Below are 2,913 nucleotides of genomic sequence, written 5' to 3' on the forward strand. Positions count from 1 at the left end.
GCCCGCAGCCGAGTTCGGAGGCGCAGGAGGCCTGTGACACCGCCCTCGCCCAACGCAGGGTCCCCGTGCTGGCCTCGTTGGGCGTGGGGGCGACGATCGTGGCGGTCGGACTCGGTCTGGGAGTGCTCCCCGCGGCGGCCGCGGCGCTCGGTAGGAGAGAGGGTGACGGCGGTCCGGGCACCGGGCACGGGCCGGGCACCCCCGCCGGGTAGGGCCGTGGACGGCCGGGACCCGCCCGGAGGGGTCAGTCCCGCGTCTCGCGCCCGTCGCCGAGCTCGCGGATCCGCTCGGTGGCCGCGCGGAGGCGCTCCTTGCGGGCCTCGTCGTCGGATTCCTTGAGCTCCTCGTAGAGCTCCTCGTCCGAGTCGGTGAACTGCAGGATGGCGCGCGGGACCCCCAGGGTCAGGACCAGCGACGGCCAGACGATCCACGCGTAGTCCCAGCCCACCACGAACTGCAGGACGAGGAACGCCACGAGCGTCGCCCCCAGCACCAACCCGTCGAGCGTCTCCACCGTCCTGCCGCGCTTGCGGAGATCCTGGAGTTCGCGATCCGGGTCCGATGCCGCCGGTGACGACGACGAGGTGCGCACCAGCTCGCCACCCGTCGCCGTGGCCGACTGGACGATCATGCCGTCAACGCTGGTCAGGGGCACGCCGCCCGGCAGATCGCTGAACGACCCGCGGAGCTGACCCAGGGTGCGCGCGGCCGCGATGTCACCGGAGCGGGAGTGGAACTCCGGATCGTCGAGGCGGCCCGCGGCATAGTGGTCACCCAGCGCGGTCAGGGCGTGCAGACGCTCGGCGTCGGAGAGCAACAGATCATCGGGATCGGTCATGTGCCCAGGCTAGGAGGGCACCCCGCCGACCGCCATGGGTGATCGCACCCATCCGCTGTCGAATCCGGGACCGTGTCACATCCGGGGACGCTGGTGCGTCGATGGGGTATGAGTACACACCGGAACGACCACGGACAGCGCACACAGGTCAGTGCGGGCGCGATGGCACCCATGCTGGCGCTCGAGGCCTACACCCGGGCCCGGGTCTCCCGCTCCGACAGTCACCTCATCAGGCTCCGGGTCTCGGCGGTGAACGAGTGCCGGTTCTGCACCGCCATGCACCGACGCGACGCCCGCAAGGACGGCTGGGACGACGCCCGGATCGTCGCCGCCGAGGACTGGCCCGCCCACGCCGGTGAGCTGTCCGAGGGGGACCTCGCGGTCCTGGGGTTCGCGGACGCGATCACGCACATCCGCGGCGAGGAATCGGTCTCGGACGAGCTCTGGGACGACGTGGTCCGGCACCGGGGCGAGGCGGGCACTGGACAGCTCCTCATGGAGGTCGTCACCATCAACGCATGGAACCGGATCGCAGTGGCCACCCGGAAGGACCCGGGGTCGCTCAAGGGCGTGCGCCGGGAGGACATCGATCCCGTTCGCCCGAGGTGACGGCGGCCGGTGCGCTCGCCGGACTCGACCGGGCCGCGGTGGACCGGGTCCGGGGGCGCCTCCTCGGCGTCGGGTACCGCATCACCGGGACGTGGGCCGACGCCGAGGACGCCGCCGACGAGGCCCTGGCCCGCCTGGTCAGGCTCGAGGAGGGATCGGCGCCCGACAACCCCGAGGCGCGGCTCACCACCGTCACCACGCGGTTGTGCCTGGACCGGCTGCGGCGACGCAGGCGGGAGGACTACGTGGGGGCGTGGCTCCCCGAGCCCGTCGACACCGCCCTGCTGCCCTCCGAGCTGGCCGAGCAGCGCGACGACCTGCGGATCGCCGTCCTGTTGGCCTACGAGCAACTGGGTCCCGACGAGCGCGCGGCCTTCGTCCTGCGCGAGGCCTACGCCCTGCCCTACTCCGAGATCGCCGAGGCGCTCGACGCGGCCGTGCCCACGGTTCGTCAGTGGGTGAGCCGGGCGAGGCACCGGTTGGACACCGACCTTCGTCCGCCGGAGCGTGCGCCGGAGTCGGTGATCTCGCGGCTGGTCGAGGCCGTCCTGGCAGGCGACCTCCAGCAGACGATCGACGTGCTCACCGCGGACGCCCGGGTGGTCTCGGACAGCGACGGGAAGGTCAACGCCGCCCGCAGGGACATCGTGGGGGCCCGCAAGTGTGCGTACTTCCTCATCAAGGCGGCGGAACTGTCGGACGGCATGATCGCGCCGGTCGAGGTCAACGGGGAGTTCGCGTTGGCGGTGGTCTCCCGCGGGGTCGTGCGGGTGGCCCAGCTGGGTGTGGTCGACGGCCGCGTCACGCGTGTCTACTTCCACTCGAACCCGGCCAAACTCACGAGGCTCGCGCTGCCGGAGGGGTTCGAACCGACCGCATGAGACTGCAGTACGCGGCAGCCCGGTCGGTGGCCACCCGGTCGGTGGCTACCCGGTCGGTGGCTACTCGGGCACCCACATGGCCATCTCGTTCCCGCCGGGCTCCCGGAAGTGGAACCGCCGGCCGCCGGGGAAGGAGAACGGCTCGAGGGTCACCACGCCACCGGCGCTCTCGACCCGTCCGCGCGCCTCGTCCAGGTCGGCCACCCGGATCACCATTAGTGGAGCCGGAGACTGCTCGTCGTCGTCGCCCTGGATCCCCACCTCGATCCCGCCGCCGGTGAGGTCGGTGTACGACGTCCCGTACACGGTGGGGGTCCAGCCACACACGGTCGAGAGGAAGTCGGCGGTCGCCGGCATCGACGAGCTGGGGAACTCGACCATCGTGATCTGGTCCGGGGTGCTGTCTTGCATGCGCCCGACGGTACGGGCACCCCGCGAGTGGTGGCGCGGTTCGGCGCCGGTTCAGCCGCGGGCCCGGGTCCAGCGGGAGAGCAGGTCGACGGCGGCGGCGCGTGGATCAGGCGCCCCCATCACCGCCGACACCACGCACACGCCGTCCAGGGCGGTGCCGGCGAGGAGGCCGAC

General features: G+C 72.3%; 5 protein-coding genes. 3 read left to right on the forward strand and 2 right to left on the reverse strand.

The genetic code is table 11. The features are described 5' to 3' along the window. Positions 1-212: hypothetical protein (locus G6028_RS12915; RefSeq protein ID WP_206682436.1), on the forward strand; the 212-nt coding region annotated here is incomplete at its 5' end. A gap of 32 nt (positions 213-244) precedes the next feature. Here the strand turns inward: G6028_RS12915 and G6028_RS12920 are convergent. Beyond that, positions 245-838, reverse strand: coding sequence for a DUF1707 SHOCT-like domain-containing protein (locus tag G6028_RS12920; protein ID WP_182659120.1), 594 nt, complete (start codon positions 836-838; stop codon positions 245-247). Between the two features lie 162 nt (positions 839-1,000). Between G6028_RS12920 and G6028_RS12925 the strand changes: the two genes are divergently transcribed. Both G6028_RS12925 and G6028_RS12930 read left to right on the forward strand, forming a co-directional pair. Further along, complete coding sequence (locus G6028_RS12925) at positions 1,001-1,447, forward strand: carboxymuconolactone decarboxylase family protein (RefSeq protein WP_182617765.1); 447 nt, start codon at positions 1,001-1,003, stop codon at positions 1,445-1,447. Continuing rightward, the gene (locus G6028_RS12930) at positions 1,444-2,328 is read left to right on the forward strand and encodes a sigma-70 family RNA polymerase sigma factor (protein ID WP_182659121.1); all 885 of its coding nucleotides are present in this window, start codon (positions 1,444-1,446) and stop codon (positions 2,326-2,328) included. Before G6028_RS12925 ends, G6028_RS12930 begins: the two co-directional genes overlap by 4 nt. A gap of 60 nt (positions 2,329-2,388) precedes the next feature. On the opposite strand, the gene G6028_RS12935 is transcribed toward G6028_RS12930, so the two are convergent. After that, a complete protein-coding gene (locus tag G6028_RS12935; protein WP_182659122.1) occupies positions 2,389-2,739 on the reverse strand; it encodes a VOC family protein in 351 nt (116 codons plus the stop codon). Positions 2,740-2,913 lie beyond the last annotated feature (174 nt).

The organism is Dietzia cercidiphylli, from assembly GCF_014145145.1.
Taxonomy (GTDB): domain Bacteria; phylum Actinomycetota; class Actinomycetes; order Mycobacteriales; family Mycobacteriaceae; genus Dietzia; species Dietzia natronolimnaea.

Coding starts and splice junctions, on each gene's coding strand:
- G6028_RS12920 (WP_182659120.1), bottom strand. CDS start 838: ATGACCGATCCCGATGATCTGTTGCTCTCCGACGCCGAGCGTCTGCAC.
- G6028_RS12925 (WP_182617765.1), top strand. CDS start 1,001: ATGGCACCCATGCTGGCGCTCGAGGCCTACACCCGGGCCCGGGTCTCC.
- G6028_RS12935 (WP_182659122.1), bottom strand. CDS start 2,739: ATGCAAGACAGCACCCCGGACCAGATCACGATGGTCGAGTTCCCCAGC.